At 38.0% G+C, this 16,111-nt stretch carries 16 protein-coding genes; 2 read left to right on the top strand and 14 right to left on the bottom strand.

From position 1 onward, the window contains the following. Positions 1 to 132: 132 nt before the first annotated feature. From CN326_RS19380 to CN326_RS19325, 12 genes are all read right to left on the bottom strand, one after another. Positions 133 to 564: a BrxA/BrxB family bacilliredoxin gene (locus CN326_RS19380; protein WP_141525084.1), complete on the bottom strand. Its 432-nt coding sequence runs from the start codon at positions 562 to 564 to the stop codon at positions 133 to 135. Positions 565 to 700: 136 nt separating this feature from the next. Beyond that, the gene (locus CN326_RS19375; protein ID WP_098310605.1) at positions 701 to 1,108 is read right to left on the bottom strand and encodes a YjdF family protein; all 408 of its coding nucleotides are present in this window, start codon (positions 1,106 to 1,108) and stop codon (positions 701 to 703) included. Positions 1,109 to 1,246: 138 nt separating this feature from the next. Then, on the bottom strand, positions 1,247 to 1,708 hold the full coding sequence (locus CN326_RS19370) for an NUDIX hydrolase (protein ID WP_098310604.1): 462 nt from the start codon (positions 1,706 to 1,708) through the stop codon (positions 1,247 to 1,249). Positions 1,709 to 1,786: 78 nt separating this feature from the next. Continuing rightward, on the bottom strand, positions 1,787 to 2,485 hold the full coding sequence (locus CN326_RS19365; protein WP_098310603.1) for a DUF421 domain-containing protein: 699 nt from the start codon (positions 2,483 to 2,485) through the stop codon (positions 1,787 to 1,789). Between the two features lie 178 nt (positions 2,486 to 2,663). Then, on the bottom strand, positions 2,664 to 3,980 hold the full coding sequence (locus CN326_RS19360) for a dihydrolipoamide acetyltransferase family protein (protein WP_098310602.1): 1,317 nt from the start codon (positions 3,978 to 3,980) through the stop codon (positions 2,664 to 2,666). Between the two features lie 15 nt (positions 3,981 to 3,995). Next, entirely contained in the window at positions 3,996 to 4,979 is a 984-nt protein-coding gene (gene bfmBAB, locus CN326_RS19355; protein ID WP_098310601.1) for a 3-methyl-2-oxobutanoate dehydrogenase subunit beta, read from the bottom strand. 13 nt (positions 4,980 to 4,992) lie between these two features. Then, positions 4,993 to 5,994, bottom strand: coding sequence for a 3-methyl-2-oxobutanoate dehydrogenase subunit alpha (gene bfmBAA / locus CN326_RS19350; protein ID WP_098310600.1), 1,002 nt, complete (start codon positions 5,992 to 5,994; stop codon positions 4,993 to 4,995). Positions 5,995 to 6,075: 81 nt separating this feature from the next. Then, positions 6,076 to 7,497 (bottom strand): dihydrolipoyl dehydrogenase, encoded by a 1,422-nt coding sequence (lpdA, locus tag CN326_RS19345; protein ID WP_098310599.1) that lies wholly within the window; start codon positions 7,495 to 7,497, stop codon positions 6,076 to 6,078. Between the two features lie 5 nt (positions 7,498 to 7,502). Further along, positions 7,503 to 8,606 carry a butyrate kinase gene (buk, locus tag CN326_RS19340; RefSeq protein ID WP_098310598.1) on the bottom strand — a complete coding sequence of 368 codons (1,104 nt, stop codon included), beginning with the start codon at positions 8,604 to 8,606 and terminating at the stop codon, positions 7,503 to 7,505. 89 nt (positions 8,607 to 8,695) lie between these two features. Next, positions 8,696 to 9,796, bottom strand: a complete 1,101-nt coding sequence (locus CN326_RS19335) for a leucine dehydrogenase (RefSeq protein ID WP_098310597.1) — start codon at positions 9,794 to 9,796, stop codon at positions 8,696 to 8,698. A 104-nt stretch (positions 9,797 to 9,900) separates the two neighbouring features. Beyond that, positions 9,901 to 10,800 carry a phosphate butyryltransferase gene (gene yqiS, locus CN326_RS19330; RefSeq protein WP_098310596.1) on the bottom strand — a complete coding sequence of 300 codons (900 nt, stop codon included), beginning with the start codon at positions 10,798 to 10,800 and terminating at the stop codon, positions 9,901 to 9,903. A 195-nt stretch (positions 10,801 to 10,995) separates the two neighbouring features. Next, positions 10,996 to 13,068 (bottom strand): sigma-54 interaction domain-containing protein, encoded by a 2,073-nt coding sequence (locus CN326_RS19325; protein WP_098310704.1) that lies wholly within the window; start codon positions 13,066 to 13,068, stop codon positions 10,996 to 10,998. A gap of 138 nt (positions 13,069 to 13,206) precedes the next feature. Here CN326_RS19325 and CN326_RS19320 point away from each other — a divergent pair, with 138 nt between their 5' ends. Beyond that, entirely contained in the window at positions 13,207 to 13,440 is a 234-nt protein-coding gene (locus CN326_RS19320) for a DUF2627 domain-containing protein (protein WP_098310595.1), read from the top strand. 226 nt (positions 13,441 to 13,666) lie between these two features. Here the strand turns inward: CN326_RS19320 and CN326_RS19315 are convergent, their stop codons facing one another. Further along, a complete protein-coding gene (locus CN326_RS19315) occupies positions 13,667 to 14,395 on the bottom strand; it encodes a glycerophosphodiester phosphodiesterase (RefSeq protein WP_098310594.1) in 729 nt (242 codons plus the stop codon). 143 nt (positions 14,396 to 14,538) lie between these two features. On the opposite strand from CN326_RS19315, the gene CN326_RS19310 reads away from it, so the two are divergent. Next, positions 14,539 to 14,685, top strand: a complete 147-nt coding sequence (locus tag CN326_RS19310; protein ID WP_098310593.1) for a YycC family protein — start codon at positions 14,539 to 14,541, stop codon at positions 14,683 to 14,685. Positions 14,686 to 15,028: 343 nt separating this feature from the next. Here CN326_RS19310 and spo0A read toward each other — a convergent pair whose 3' ends face one another. Beyond that, on the bottom strand, positions 15,029 to 15,823 hold the full coding sequence (gene spo0A / locus CN326_RS19305; protein WP_098310592.1) for a sporulation transcription factor Spo0A: 795 nt from the start codon (positions 15,821 to 15,823) through the stop codon (positions 15,029 to 15,031). Positions 15,824 to 16,111 lie beyond the last annotated feature (288 nt).

Raw genomic sequence — 16,111 nt, 5'->3', positions numbered from 1 at the left:
AAATTAATTTATTTTTTCTTTCCACAACATCATTAACAGTGTGTACACTGTATAATTTTATGCATAAACAGCTGATTTTATGTAAAAAAAGAACCGTTAAGATTCTATTCTTAACGGTTCTAAAAAGGTATATTACATTTCATCACAATGTTCTTCAAAGTACGATTGTAATTTAGCAATTACCTGCATTGGTTCATGGCCTTCAATTTCATGACGCTCAACCATTGTCACAATCTTACCGTCTTTTAATAATGCAAACGACGGAGAAGACGGTGGATATCCTTCAAAATATTCACGAGCACGTGCCGTTGCTTCTTTATCTTGACCTGCAAATACAGTAACAAGATTGTCTGGGCGTTTATCATAATGAACCGAATGTGCTGCTGCTGGACGTGCAATACCACCTGCACAACCACACACAGAGTTTACCATTACAAGCGTTGTGCCTTTCTTTTGTAATGCTTCCTCTACCGCTTCTGTTGTTGTTAATTCTGTATAGCCAGCTGCCACGATTTCTTCGCGTGCTTGACGGACAACATCATTCATAAAAAAGTTGAAATTCATCAAAGTTTTCCCTCCTCACATATACCTATCTGTATCTTACCAATAACTATTTCTAAAATACAAGTAAACTTACTTGCTTTGTAGTCATAATTCATTAAGGAAAACGCCTTAGAGCCCCCGCTCTAAGACGTTTTTCTTAATGGCCACGATGTTTCTGCTTCGCTTTTTGTACTTTTATTGCACGTTTTCTCCGTTTCTCGATTTCCTGCATCTCTTTCGATTGCACCTGCTTCTCTTGTTTATGAGCTTCATACGATAACTGAATAGCTTCTTGTGCTTTCGTAAATTTTGATGTCTTTAATTCTTTTGCTGCTTGCCGAATAAGACGCTTTACATTTTTCGGACGTTGCTGCTGTTTGATTTCTACTCCGCATATTGCAAAACGATCAAAATACGGTAACAACATATCCTGTACAAACAAAAGTACTTCTTCATCTGACGGTTCAGCACCGAACATGTACCGCACTGCATACAATTTCCCGGATTCTTCTCGCTCAATCATTCCTACAAAATACTGACCATCATGATATACTGTCAATTTCACTGACAGCCCCTCCTTTAAAAACATATTCAGAAATGCTGGACATCCCGGAGGGGAAGGTTACTGACATAAAAATTATGCGTCCGGACTACCAACCGGAACTGTGTTTTTGCATTTCTATATCACCATTATATGACATTTTTACTTGCTTTGTATTATTTCTACGTATGCTTCAATCATTTTTTTATGCGATCCTACAATATACTCTGGCAACTCTGTAATCGGAAAAAACTTTAGTTGTATCGCTTCCTCCTTATTTACAGAAAGTTCTCCTTCATAATCACTCGTATAATATGCAGCCGTTACGGTTTGAAACTCATCACCATTTGCTAGTTTCACAAAATATTTGGCACCCGAAAACACATTAATTAACTGCAAATTTTTCACATGAATACCGGCTTCTTCATAAACTTCACGACACGCTGTTTCTTCTGGTGATTCCCGTAACTCCATTAATCCACCAAGAAGTCCCCATTTCCCATGCGGTTCTTGCCTTTGTTGTAATAGCACTTCTCCATCTTCATTCAATACAAGAACAACTGAACCGACTAAAATTAAAGGGCGATGACCAACTATTTTTCGTAACTCTTCGACATATCCCATCGTAACAAACCCTTCTTTTTTATTTCGTTGTCCACACCATTGTATCATATGTATAAAATGGAAAAATGCGTAATTTTTTTACTTTTTAAGCAAAATGTTTATTTGTCCCTTTTCATCTATCGTTGCTAATTGAATCAATTGAATTGGTACTTTCTGCTTTAACTCATCTTTTACCCACTCTTCTGTTTTTTCTATTAAAGCGAGAACATCCTTTTGGATATCCCCATTCTTTACCAAGATAAATGTAATAGGTGATTGCTCTGCATATATTTTCATATCTTTTCGAGACACTTTTTCATATGCTGCATATTGAAATACAGAAACAACTCCACTTGCTTCCCATAAGGCTAGTTTTACTGTTTGAATATCTGTAATACCTTGCAATCTCAGCTCAGAAAATAAATACTCTACTGTAATCCGTGCCTTCTTTAGATTATTAAACTGAACAGAACCATTATGTATCAGAATAATCGGTGCAGGCTCTAAAAAACGTCTCCACCAATCCACCTTTAATGTCAAAACGGAACTTACTATATGAAGTACTACGAGAACAAATGTTGTAATCAGAGAACCGAGAAGGCCTACTCTTTCATCAGATAATGCGTTCGATATATTTCCGCCTAATAATAGTACTAGCACAAGATCTAAAAAACGAAGCTGAGCAATAGAGCGTTGTCCCATTGCTTTTGCAACAATAATTAAAAACATATATGCCAATATGGCACGGATCACCCATTCGAAATTCGAAAGATGCTTTGCTCCTTCAAATATATGCATAAATGGCACCCCTTAACAAAATTCCTCCTTTTAGTTTATGTTTATCCGTATTGTCTATGTAAAAAACAATGTAAATCTTCAGCTAAGTTGCAAATTTACATAGGAAATATGCTTCCACTTAAAAACTTCTCATTCATATACGTAAAAAAAGCCCGCCAATTGGCGGGCCTTCCTATGATTAATATACAGAAGTGTTATCTGCAGACGTATTCTCAAGAATTTCTTTCACACGGCCTAAGAACTTACCGCAAATGAATCCGTCCAGTACGCGATGGTCAAGGGATAGACATAAGTTAACCATATCACGTGCACCGAACATACCATTATCCATAATCACTGGACGTTTCACGATAGATTCCACTTGTAAAATTGCCGCCTGTGGATAATTAATAATACCCATAGACTGAACAGAACCAAACGATCCTGTATTATTGATTGTAAATGTTCCACCTTGCATTTCGTCAGCTTTTAATGACTTCGTACGTACTTTCGTTGCAAGCTCAGTAATTTCACGAGCGATACCTTTAATTGTTTTCTCATCAGCATGCTTAATAACTGGAACGAATAGTTCATCGTCAGTTGCAACTGCGATAGAAAGATTGATATCTTTCTTCTGAACAATTTTATCGCCAGCCCACATAGAATTAATTTGTGGGTATTCTTTTAATGCTTGTGCAACAGCTTTTACAAAGAATGCAAAGAATGTTAAGTTGAAGCCTTCACGCTTTTTAAATTCACCTTTAATTGAATTACGGTATGAAACAAGGTCTGTTACATCCACTTCAATCATCATCCAAGCATGCGGTGCTTCATGCTTACTGCGCAGCATGTTTGCAGCAATCGCTTTACGCACACCAGTCACTGGGATTTCAATATCTCCAGGCATTGTTGGTACAGATACTGGTTTTGCCGCTTCTGTTTTTGGAGCTGCTGGTGCTGGCGCAGCCTTTGGTGCTTCTTGCGTAATTGGTGCAGCTGCTGCTTCTTTCTTCGCACCTGCTTGTGGAATATTTCCAGATTCCACTAATTTTAAAATATCTTTGCGCGTAATACGGCCATTTGTTCCCGTACCTTCTACTACATCTAAATCAATATTATGTTCACCTGCAAGTTTTAATACAGCTGGTGAAAAGCGTGGCTTACCATCAGTTGGTTGCTTCGCTTTTGGCGCTGCTGGTGCTGATGCAGCTGTCTCTGCTTTTGGTGCCTCTTCTGTTTTTTCTTCTACAGCTGTTGCAGCTACTTCATTTGCACCTTCAACTTGAATCATACAAATCACTTCACCAACAGCTAATGTATCACCTTCGCCAGCGATTAACTCTGTAACAACCCCAGTGAAAGAAGATGGTACTTCTGCGTTTACTTTATCTGTCATTACTTCTGCAAGCGGATCATATTTATTTACATGATCACCAACAGAAACAAGCCATTTACTAATTGTACCTTCCGTTACACTCTCCCCAAGCTGAGGCATCGTAATTTTTTCTACAGCCATGTATAGTCCCCCCGATTAAAATTCCGCAAGTTCGCGCATTGCTTTTTCAACTTTATCTGGATTTACCATAAAGAATTTTTCCATTGTTGGTGCATATGGCATTGCTGGAACGTCTGGACCTGCAAGACGAGCAATTGGTGCATCAAGGTCGAATAAGCAATTTTCTGCGATAATTGCTGCTACTTCACTCATAATGCTTCCTTCTTTATTATCTTCCGTTACAAGAAGAACCTTACCTGTTTTTGAAGCTGCTTCAATAATTGCTTCCTTATCTAACGGATATACAGTACGTAAATCAAGAATGTGAGCAGAAATGCCATCTTGTGCTAATTTTTCAGCAGCTTGAAGAGCAAAGTGAACACATAATCCGTATGTGATAACAGTAATATCATCACCCTCACGTTTTACGTCTGCTTTTCCGATTGGTAATACATAATCATCTTCCGGCACTTCACCCTTAATTAAGCGATATGCACGTTTATGTTCAAAGAATAATACTGGATCTTCATCACGAATTGCTGCTTTTAATAAACCTTTTGCATCATACGGTGTAGAAGGAATGACAATTTTTAAACCAGGTTGATTTGCAAAAAGTGCTTCTACAGATTGAGAATGATACAATGCACCGTGAACACCGCCGCCAAATGGTGCGCGGATCGTGATTGGACAAGTCCAGTCATTGTTAGAACGGTAACGAATTTTTGCTGCTTCAGAAACAATTTGGTTTACCGCTGGCATAATGAAGTCTGCAAATTGCATTTCTGCAATTGGGCGCATTCCATACATCGCTGCACCGATTGCTACCCCAGCAATTGCCGATTCTGCAAGTGGTGTATCAAGCGCGCGCATTTCACCAAATTGATCATATAATCCAGTTGTCGCTTTAAATACGCCACCTTTTTTACCAACGTCTTCTCCTAATACAAATACTTTCTCATCGCGTTCCATTTCCTCGCGCATTGCTAATGTAATCGCGTCAATATAAGACATTACAGCCATGAAACGTTCCCCCTTATTCCGCGTATACGTGCTTTAATGCAGATTCTGGATCTGCATACGGAGCATTCTCTGCATATTCTGTTGCTTCGTTTACGATATGCATCACGTCATCTAACATTTGTTTTTCAGATTCCTCTGTTAAAATACCTACTTCTTTTAAGTAGTTTGCAAATGTATAGATTGGATCTTTTTTCTTTGCTTCTTCTACTTCTTCTCTGTCACGGTACACACGATCATCATCGTCACTAGAGTGAGCTGTTAAACGATAAGATACCGTTTCAATTAATGTTGGACCTTCACCACGGCGACCACGATCTGCCGCTTCTTTTACAGCTTTATATACTTCAAGCGGATCATTTCCGTCTACTGTGTATCCTGGCATACCGTAACCGATTGCACGATCAGATACATTTTTACAAGCTAATTGTTTTTCAACTGGGATAGAGATTGCATATTTGTTATTTTCGCACATGAAAATAACTGGTAATTTGTGTACTCCTGCAAAGTTTGCACCTTCATGGAAGTCACCTTGGTTAGAAGAACCTTCTCCAAATGTAACAAACGTTACTAAATCTTTTCCTTCCATCTGTCCTGCTAATGCAATACCTACTGCGTGCGGTACTTGCGTTGTAACTGGTGAAGAACCTGTTACGATGCGATTTTTCTTTTGTCCAAAGTGTCCAGGCATTTGACGTCCGCCAGAGTTTGGATCTTCTGCTTTTGCAAATCCAGATAGCATAAGCTCTTTTGCTGTCATACCAAATGCTAACACGACACCCATATCACGGTAATATGGTAATGCGTAGTCCTTTTCGCGATCAAGTGCAAATGCTGCGCCTACTTGTGCAGCTTCTTGTCCTTGACAAGAAATTACAAAAGGAATTTTCCCTGCACGGTTTAATAACCACATACGCTCGTCAATTTTACGTGCGAGTAACATCGTGCGATACATTTCTAATACTTGCTCATCGCTTAAGCCAAGCTCTTCATGGCGCTTTGCTTTTACTTCAGCCATTTTAACACCCTCCTAAATCCTTTTTACCCCGCTCTATTATAAAGCAAGAACGATACACTATCCATTCCCAATGGTTCACTTTTATCCGTGTAACGCTTTTCCATCAACTGCTAACGCAGCTTCACCAATTGCTTCTGATAATGATGGATGCGGATGAATTGTATGTGCAACTTCCCAAGGCGTTGCATCTAATACTCTTGCAAGACCTGCTTCTGAGATCATATCTGTTACGTGTGGTCCAATCATATGAACACCAAGAATATCATTTGTTTCTTCATCAACAACAAGTTTCACAAAACCATCAGATTCTCCATATACAAGCGCTTTACCGATTGCACGGAATGAGAATTTACCTATTTTTAATTTATAGCCTTTTTCTTTTGCTTCTTGCTCTGTTAAACCGACAGAAGCAACTTCTGGGCTACTATATACACATTTAGATACCATAGAGTAATCAATTGGCATCGGCTCTTTTCTAGCAATATGTTCAACTGCTACAATTCCTTCATGAGAAGCAACGTGTGCAAGTTGCAAGCCGCCAATTACATCGCCAATCGCATAAATGTGTGATTCTTTCGTTTGATAATATTCATTTGTTTGAATATAACCTTTTTCAACAACGATATCTGTATTTTCTAAGCCGATATTTTGTGTGTTTGCTTGTCTTCCAACAGATACAAGCATTTTTTCAGCTTTAAATTCTTTATTTTCACCGTTAAATTCCGCTTGAATTGTAACACCATTATCTTTTACTAAAGTTTCTGATAATACTTTTGCACCAGTTACAATCTTAATACCTTTTTTCTTAAGCAAACGCTGCATTTCTTTAGAAACGTCTTGATCTTCAAGTGGAAGAACATGTTTTGCATATTCAAGTACAGTTACTTCGACACCGAAATCAGCAAGCATAGACGCCCACTCAATACCGATTACACCGCCACCAACAATAATAACAGATTCAGGAAGCGCTTCCATTTTTAAAGCGTGGTCAGATGACATAACATATTCACCATCAAGCTCAAGTCCTGGTAAAGAATTTGGACGTGATCCTGTTGCAACGATTACGTTTTTCGGAATAAGCATTTCATTCTCTTCACCACTTGCTAATTCAACAGAAATCGTTCCCGGCATCGGTGAGAAAATAGATGGGCCAAGGATACGACCAATTCCTTCATATACATCGATTTTCCCTTGCTTCATTAAATGCTGAACACCTTTATGAAGTTGGCTAACGATTTTTTCTTTACGTTCTTGTACTTTTGCAAAGTTTAATGAAACATCGCTTGTAACAACACCAAATTCTTCCCCTTTTTTCGCCGTTGCGTATACTTCCGCACTACGAAGCAACGCTTTACTTGGGATACAACCTTTGTGTAAACATGTGCCACCAAGATTCTCTTTTTCAACAAGCGCTGTTGTTAGTCCTAATTGTGATGCACGAATAGCAGCAACGTATCCGCCTGTACCGCCACCAACAATAACTAAATCGTACTCTTTTGCCATATTTTTCAACCCCTAGCTACGGTTTCTTTTTCCCTTACAACATACTCTTTTGCAACTTCTTCTTCACGAAGTACACGAAGCGCACCTTCTGCTAATGCTTGTAGTTCATCTTCTCCTGGATGTACAATTACATCGGCAATCCAATGAACGCGCTCTTTAATTTCATCAACAAGGATTTTACTATATGCAAGTCCACCAGTTAAAACAATTGCATCTACTTTCCCATGAAGAACTGCACTTGATCCGCCAATTTCTTTTGCAACTTGATATGCCATCGCTGTATAAACAAGTGTTGCTTCTGGATCACCTTGTTCTACCATCTTTTCTACTTTAATTGCATCATTTGTACCAAGTAAGCTTACTAAGCCTCCTTGTCCAACGATTTTTTTCATCATTTCATCACGGTAATAGTCACCAGAGAAGCACATTTCTACAAGCTGACCTACCGGAACTGTTCCTGCACGTTCTGGGCTGAATGGTCCTTCTCCATTTAAACCGTTATTTACATCAATAACTTTTCCTTTTTTATGAGCACCAACTGAAATACCGCCGCCCATATGTGCAATTAATAAGTTTAAATCTTCATATTTACGATCAAGTTCTTTTGCAACTTTACGAGCTACTGCTTTTTGGTTTAGCGCATGAAAAATACTTCTTCGCTCCATGCCAGCTATTCCGCTAATACGGGCAATATCATCCATTTCATCTACAACTACTGGATCAACAATAAACGCTGGAATGTTAAGTCCAGAAGCGATTTCATATGCTAAAATACCTCCCAAATTGGAAGCATGATGGCCACTATAACCATTTTTTAAATCTTCTAGCATAGCTTCATTTACTGTATACGTACCGCCTTCAATCGGGCGAAGTAATCCGCCGCGTCCGCATACAGCATTTAACTTAGAAATATTAATGCCATGGGAATGAAGCACCTCTAAAATAGTTTGCTTGCGAAATTCATATTGATCAATAATACGCTTATATTTCCCAATCTGTTCTTCGTCATGACGAATTGTTTCTTCTAAAACAGGTCTTTCATTATCAAAAACACCAATCTTCGTAGATGTACTACCAGGATTAATGACAAGAATTCGATTCACGGACAAAGCTGCTCCCTCCACCATTTATATTTAGAAAGACAGTAGCAACGTCTAAATGAAGCCGCTACTGCTTTCATATTTACTTTTTCTATTAATTAGCGACGGCTTAAAATGTTGTGGCCGTTACTTAAAAATGTGCTGCGTGTATTTTTTAAGCTTGCGATGCGCTCTTCAGCAAGACGATCTGCCGCTACATATGTTGGCACGCCATCACGTTTTGAAATTTCGATTACTTTTGCAATCGTGTCATAAATTGCTTCTACACGTTTTAATGCACGCTCTCTATTGTATCCGTATAACTCATCCGCTACGTTAATTACGCCACCTGCGTTAATAACATAGTCTGGTGCATATACGATACCCATTTCATGAACGATATCGCCATGACGATCTTCTTTTAATTGGTTATTTGCAGAACCAGCAATTACTTTCGCTTTTAATTGTGGAATTGTTTCATCATTTACTGTTGCTCCTAATGCACATGGTGCATAGATATCACATTCTACACCGTAAATTTCGTTAGGTTCAACAGCAGTTGCACCAAATTCATCTACAGCACGTTGTACAGCTTCTTTATTAATATCTGTAACGATTAATTTTGCACCTTCTGCATGTAGGTGTTTACATAGGTGATAAGCTACATTTCCTACACCTTGAACAGCAATTACTTTACCTTCTAAGCTATCTGTACCGAACGCTTCTTTTGCAGCTGCTTTCATACCAACATATACACCGTAAGCAGTTACTGGAGATGGGTTACCAGAAGAACCGAATGAAGGTGAAATACCTGTTACGAAATCTGTCTCTTCATGAATAATATCCATATCATCTACAGTTGTACCAACATCTTCTGCTGTAATGTAACGGCCATTTAAACCTTGAATGTAACGGCCTAATGCACGGAACATTGCTTCGCTCTTATCTTTACGTGGATCGCCGATAATAACTGTTTTTGCACCGCCTAAGTTTAAACCAGCAGCTGCGTTTTTATATGTCATTCCTTTTGCAAGACGAAGAGCATCTTCAATTGCAGCTTCTTCAGAATCGTATGTCCACATTCTTGTTCCGCCAAGAGCTGGTCCAAGAGTTGTATCATGAATTGCAATAATTGCTTTTAATCCTGATTCTTTATCTTGACAGAATACTACTTGCTCGTAATCGTAAGTTTCTAAGTATTTGAAAATTTCTAATGTCATTGTAATTTCCCCCTTGATATGTTTAACATTTTCGATTTTAGCCCGTTATACTGGACTCATTTCCTTAATCATTAATGAAAATAAAACATGTACTGCAAGAAAGTTTATTTAGAAGCAGTCGTAACTGCCAATGCTAATGAATACACTTTTGTTTCTGCTGAATCTGCGCGAGATGTTAACACAATCGGTGCTTTTGCTCCGGCGATAATCGCTCCTACTTTTGCATTTGCAAAGTATACAAGCGATTTATATAATACATTTCCAGCTTCAATTGTTGGGACGAGTAAAATATCTGCTTTGCCAGCTACATCACTTTGAATTCCTTTATGCTCTGCTGCAATTTGTGAAACGGCAATATCTAAAGCAAGTGGTCCATCAATGATACAATCTTTAATTTGTCCTCGACGATTCATTTGCGTTAACATTGCTGCATCAATCGTTGCTTGCATTACTGGATTTACAACTTCCACAGCAGCAATCGGAGCTACTTTCGGTACTTCCACTCCTATTGCCCGGGCAACTTCAACTGCATTTTGTGCAATAGCCGCTTTTTGCTGCACATCTGGAGCAATATTCATCGCTGCATCTGTTACAATGATAAAGCGATCATAATTGGGTACTTCAAAAGCTGCAACGTGTGATAACACACCGCCTTTACGAAGACCCCATTCTTTATTTAATACTGCTTTCAAAATGCTAGCGGTTGGAATATTCCCCTTCATAAGTACATCTGCTTCTCCGCCTCTTACAGCTTTTACTGCTAATTCAGCAGCTTCTGCATTAGATGTAGCAGAGATTACTTCAATATGTTCTGAAGGCTGTAATCCATGTCCTTGTAACATATTCATAATCGTTTCTTGATTTCCATATAGACGAAATTGAGCTAACTGTAATTGAACAGCCTTTGCAACTGCTTCAATTACTTCATGATCTTCAGCTACTGCAACAGCAACTGTTTTTTTCGGCTGCTCTGCTGCCTGATCAATTAAAGTTTGTAACTTCATATTTTGTAATCAACCCTTCCTCGTCGTCCCTCGCTTATATTAAAGCAAATATCGTGCCAACTTTTAAATCCCCTTTAAATATTTTTGAAAACGCATTCAAAACGTAGAAAAATCAACATTTTGTAACTAAACAAAAAATTCCGTCTAATTTTGCCGCATTATATTTACCGTGCAATTTCTTGCACGGTATGAAATTTATTGCATGCCATTTTTTGCACGTTCGTATTTTTCTAGTTTATAATATAAATTCCGAACCGAAACCCCTAATGCTTGGGCCGTTTTCGTTTTATTCCCATCAAATCTAGATAAGTACTCATGAATAATATTCCCTTCAAATTCAGCTACTAAATCATCAAGAGGCTTTTCTTCTAAGTCAGGAAGTAAATTGCTCCCTTTCAATTCAGATTGGTCATCTTGATGTAACGGAGGTAAATGATATACATCAATATACATTTCATTATAATTCATAAAAATAATTGCTCGCCCTAAAATATTTTCAAGCTCTCGAACATTTCCAGGCCAATCATACGACTGCAAATACTGCACCGCTGATTCCGTTAGTCCTTCGACATTGCGCCCATAATCTTGATTAATTTTTTGAATTAACCGATCAGCAATTTCAGCAATATCTTCTTTACGTTGACCGAGAGATGGAATATGAATCGGAATTTTATTTAAGCGATAATATAAATCTTCCCGAAAATCACCATCTAAAATTGCCTTTTCTAAGTTCACATGCGTTGCGGCAATAACTCGAACATTAATAGGAACCGGCTTCGTACCTCCGACCCTCACAATTTCTTTCTCTTGCAAAACACGGAGTAATTTCGCCTGTGTATTCGCAGACAGTTCTCCTATTTCATCTAAGAAAATACTTCCATTATTTGCTTCCTCAAAAAAACCACGCTTCCCTCCGCGTCGCGCGCCGGAAAATGCTCCTTCTTCGTAACCAAATAGTTCACTTTCTAATAGCGATTCGGAAATTGCTGCACAATTCACCCGAACAAACTTATTGTACTTCCGATTGCTGCCATTATGAATGGCATGCGCAAATAATTCTTTTCCAGTTCCTGACTCTCCGCGCAGTAGTACCGTCGCTGGTGTATTCGCTCCTAGTTTCGCTTGTTCAATTGCCGCTATAATCTCTTCTGACGTTCCAACAATATCATCGAATGAATATTTCGCCTCCAACGTACGAATAATTTGTCTTGCCCTATTTAATTCATTTGTTAACTTTTGAATTTCGGATACATCACGAATCACACCAACGCTTCCCTTTAAAATCCCATCAACAATAACCGGGGCTACGTTTACAATAACATCTCTCTTTTTTTGACCAATCTTCATGTGAATACCACGCACTGCTCTGCGTGTCCGGAGCACTTTCATATGCATACTTTCTCCTTCTACAATATCCGTTGTCGCCGGTTTACCAATAATATCCTCTTCAGAAAGACCTGTTAATTTTGTATAGGCTGGATTAATAACAAGCCCTCGTCCTTGTTCATCAACAACGGAAATCGCTTCTTCAGAAGAATGAATAATTGCTTCTAGCAGCGTTTGAATTTCTTTTAAATTCGTCACTTCTTCAGCCAAATTTACAATTTCGGTAATATCTTTAAAAACCGCAAACGCCCCTTGCACTTCTCCAATTTCATTTAAAATTGGAATGCGCGTTGAAATAATTTTCTTTCCATTATGTAATGTTAATTCTTGATTAATCTCAATTTGTTTCGTACGAACAATACGAAGTAACTTACTTGTTGGAATTACTTCTAAAATGTACTTATTAACAACATCTTCGCTTTTATAGCCTATCATTCTTTCCGCACTTTTATTGAATAATAGTACATTCCCATCTTTATTAACAACAATCATACCATCGTGCGTTGAATTTAAAATCAGGTCACGCTGCTGCGTTTGTTCTTTCAACTGCCCAATTAACATTTCTTTTTCATGCGCAAGCTTAACAACAATATTCGCAACGTCACCCGGGACAAGCAGTGCATCTTCTTTTTTCTTCACTAAAACCTTTTCATACACACTGTAGTCACCTGTCATATCAAAGATGACATCAATATCCTCTCGTATAAACGCTTCCCAATCACTTCCTGTAGAAATATAAAGACCCTTTGCAAGTTGTATACCTTTTGCCTTTTCATCAATATCCACAATCGCAACCACTTCAAATATATTCGATTTTTGCAGCAGACCTAGAATCGCACTACCCCCAGCACCCGCTCCAATAATTAATGCTCTTTGTCTCATATGCCACCAATCCTTCCGCAGCACCTCTGCAAAATTTTTCACACCTCTATCTTACTTGTTCCGAAACCTCTTGACAAACGAATACAAATTATAACATCATTTTGTATATACTAAATTGTCTGAAAAGGAGTTTTCCACATGCAGCGTTACCTCGCTCTTTTTTTAGCAGTTATCCCTATTTTACTAGCTGTGCTAGGTATTAAACTGATGAGAGATACTGTCTTCGGTATTCTTTTCTCTCCAATCCCTGTATTATGGTTACAATTTTTAATTGGAGCACTCTGCTTTGCGATTGGTTTTTATATTTTTGGCGGATTCGTTTTATATCGTGACCGAAAACGAAATAAAGTACAAGCTCGCTTTCGAAGATAAAGTGAAACTTCTATCGGTGGGGTTTTCTTCATCCCCCCACTGATAGTTAGTTGAACCAATTGGGCTTTTACGGGCAGTCATCCCACACCTATCTTCTTCGCTTCTCTCTCCATCTTGAGGTGGGGGGCTTACTGCTTGCGAATAACCGAATAGAATTCTTCACCTTGAAATATTCCACAATATCAAACGTTCATACGAAAAATGAGACCTTCTCTGAAGAAAGGTCTCATTTTCCACTTTGTAATAGCTTTTTCACACGCTCTGGATAGTCTGTAATAATAGCGGTCACATTCATCCTCAAAAACTTTCTCATCACTTCTTCATCATTAATCGTATATAGACGCACCGCTACACCATTTATCATCGTTAATTCTATAATCCCATCCGAAATATAACGATAGTTCGGATGAATAGCACTGGCTCCCATCTTTTTCACATAAGCCCACGGACTATGCAGCCCTTCTTTATATAAAATTGCTGTTTCAATATCAGGAGCCATCATATGACACTTTTTCATACTATAATGATTAAAAGAAGATAGAATAATTCGCTCCTCCATATTATATTTTCGAACGAGCGTAATCACCTCTTCTTCTAACCCTCGATACGGCACCTTATTATTCTTTAATTCGATATTAAGAAAAAGGTTGTTTGTTTCTAGCCATTCTAACACATCTTCTAATAAAGGAATACGGCACACACCGACCTTATCATAAAATGTATAACTGGCATCTAACGAACGCAAATCTTCATATAAATAATTCCGAACTGCACCTTTTCCATTCGTCGTTCGATTTACTGTTTCATCATGAATAACAACAATTTTTCTATCTTTTGTGAACTGAACATCCAATTCAATTCCATCCGCTCCGAACTGCTCCGCCGCTTGAAAAGAAACCATTGTATTTTCTGGGTATGTTCCCGCAGCCCCGCGATGTCCAAAAATAAGCGTCATCTTCTCACCTCAAATCTTATCTGCTCTAACTGCTAGTAAGAAATCATTGCAGGTTACAAACCTTACGAGCTACTACCATTAGCGAATCTCCCGCCAATGACGACTTCTCTTTATGTTATACTATACAAAAAGGAGGTACTTTTATGAAACCATTACAACTTTCACCAGACACAGCTATTAAGTTATCTGAAGCTCTCGGTGTTCCACTTGAACAGCTTATGCATATGCCTCAGCATATTTTAATTCAAAAACTTGTTGAATTAGAAAAACAAAATAAAGATACAGAATAGACAGTCCTGTTATGCACAGGACTTTTCTTATGAAGTGAAACTTCCATCACCGGAAGCTTTCTTCATCCCCCACTGATGCTGATGGTTAGTTGAACCAATCAGGCACATGCCAGCAGTTATCCCCCACCTATCTTCTTTGCTTTTCTCTGAATCTTGAGGTGAGGCGCTTACTGCCCGTTAATGCGGTATAAAAAATGAACATTCCTTTCATGATGGTTATCTAAAACTACCATAAAAGGAATGTTCATCGATTTGTATATCAATGATTTATTGATTAAAAAAGAAATTTATTGCTGAACTTACTTTTATAAACAAAACCGCTTCATCTATTGATATCGTTGATTCAGCTCGCCTTATGCTCAAGCCTTAATTTATCTGCAACCATCGCGATGAATTCACTGTTCGTAGGTTTCGCTTTTGACATGGAGACAGTATAACCAAATAAAGAAGAAATAGATTCAATATTCCCTCGGCTCCATGCAACTTCAATCGCATGACGGATTGCACGTTCGACACGGCTTGCCGTTGTATTATATTTCTTTGCGATATCTGGATATAGTACTTTTGTAATTGATCCAAGCAACTCAATGTCGTTATATACCATTGAGATCGCCTCGCGCAAATACATATACCCTTTAATATGAGCTGGTACACCAATTTCATGAATGATACTTGTAATGCTCGCATCTAAATTTTTTGGTTTTCCATCAGACGTTGTTACAGAACGAAAAGCTGATAGTGGACGTTTAATTGTAGCGCTTGATTTTCCACTCACTTGACGAATGTGACTTGTTAAGTTTTCCATATCAAATGGTTTTAATATAAAATATGATGCACCTAACTCAACAGCTTTTTTTGTCACATCCTCTTGCCCAAACGCTGTTAGCATAATAACATTTGGCTGTTTGAAACGGTCAATATGACGCATTTTTTCTAACACTGCGAGTCCATCTAAATGTGGCATAATAATATCAAGGACCAGTACATCCGGTTGTCTCTCTTTTAATAAATTTAAGCACTCTTGACCATTGTAAGCTACCCCAATCACTTCCATATCATCTTGAGCGGCAACATAACTCTCTAACATAGATATAAGTTCTTTATTATCATCCACGAGACACACTTTAATTTTCTCCACAGCTTTTCCTCCCTACAAATGATTTCTCCCGACATAAAGTATTAGCTTCTAGACTACATGAATTGTTCGACAATTATGTGAAAATCCCCTTTAAAACTTTCTTAAATTCCGAAAAAATCACAAAAAAACATCTTTATCGTTCATTTCTTAGTTTTTCTTTACATATTCCATCATATGATTACAACCGAATATACATACTCTACTTTTATTTTACAACAAAAAACAACCATTGCGAAACTTTTGTAACTTTTTAACGACTTTATAAAGTGAAACTTCCTTTCATGAACG

It is taken from the genome of Bacillus sp. AFS018417, from assembly GCF_002560985.1.
GTDB classification, from domain to species: Bacteria; Bacillota; Bacilli; order Bacillales; family Bacillaceae_G; genus Bacillus_A; species Bacillus_A rhizoplanae.
This window is presented reverse-complemented; position numbering and strand designations above follow the sequence as displayed.